The sequence below is a fragment of the Streptomyces sp. AC627_RSS907 genome (assembly GCF_019049165.1).
Genome location: NZ_JAGMUE010000671.1, coordinates 1 through 794 on the forward strand (window position 1 = coordinate 1; position 794 = coordinate 794).

The following is a 794-nucleotide window of genomic DNA, read 5'->3' on the forward strand; positions in this document are numbered from 1 at the left end:
GGATACGGAGCACGCGGCGCGATCCCCGCGGCCACCGCTACGGGAACGGCCGTGTGCGCCGGGGGAGGAGAGCGTGGAGGCGGGGGAGCCGGGCGATGGTGAGGCCGCGGAGGCCAACCGGCGACGGGCGGTGGCGGCGGTGCGCGGCCTGTATCCGTCACTCCACCTCAACCTCGCGGCGGACTACGTCAAGCTCGGCCGCCCGGACGCGGCTCGCGCCCAGCTCGACCTGGCCAAGGCGGCGTCCGGGGCGCTGAGCGACGACTCCTACGGCAAGGGGGTGCGCGCGGCGATCGGGCGCCTGGCGCTGCGGCTGACGGACACCACGGGCACATCGGGCGAGCCCGCGCCGCCGCCCGGTCAACACCCCTGGGCATAGGGCACGGGCGACGAGGCCCGAGCCACCGGGCGCCGGTCGCGGCGGGCGGCCGAGGCCGAGAGGAACGCGGCAGGCCGGCGCTATTCGCCGGTGGCGCCGTCGACGCGCTCGCGGATGAGGTCCGCGTGGCCGTTGTGCCGGGCGTACTCCTCGATCATGTGGACGTAGATCCAGCGCAGGCTGTACAGCTCCCCCCGGCGCTCCCCGGTGTCATCGAGCGTGCGACCCGCGGCCACCTCCCGGGAAAGCTCTATCTCGGCGCGCCAGGTGGCGATGTCGGTCGCGAAGTCGGCCTCGGTCAGGTCGAAGTCGCCGTCGTAGTTCTCGTCGGTCCAGTACAGCGGGGGCGCGTCCGACCCGCCCAGCACGCAGCGGAACCACGTGCGCTCGACGTCGGTCATGTGCCGCACTAGGC

Annotated in this window: 1 protein-coding gene and 1 pseudogene; one reads left to right on the forward strand and one right to left on the reverse strand. The window is 74.4% G+C overall.

Annotated features, from left to right (window positions below; translation table 11 throughout):
- Positions 1-379 (forward strand): annotated as a pseudogene (locus tag KUM32_RS44370) (hypothetical protein); the annotation flags it as partial.
- 80 nt (positions 380-459) lie between these two features.
- Here KUM32_RS44370 and KUM32_RS37720 read toward each other — a convergent pair.
- Positions 460-794, reverse strand: a 335-nt coding sequence (locus tag KUM32_RS37720; RefSeq protein WP_217146341.1) for a DinB family protein, incomplete at its 5' end; no start/stop codon positions are given.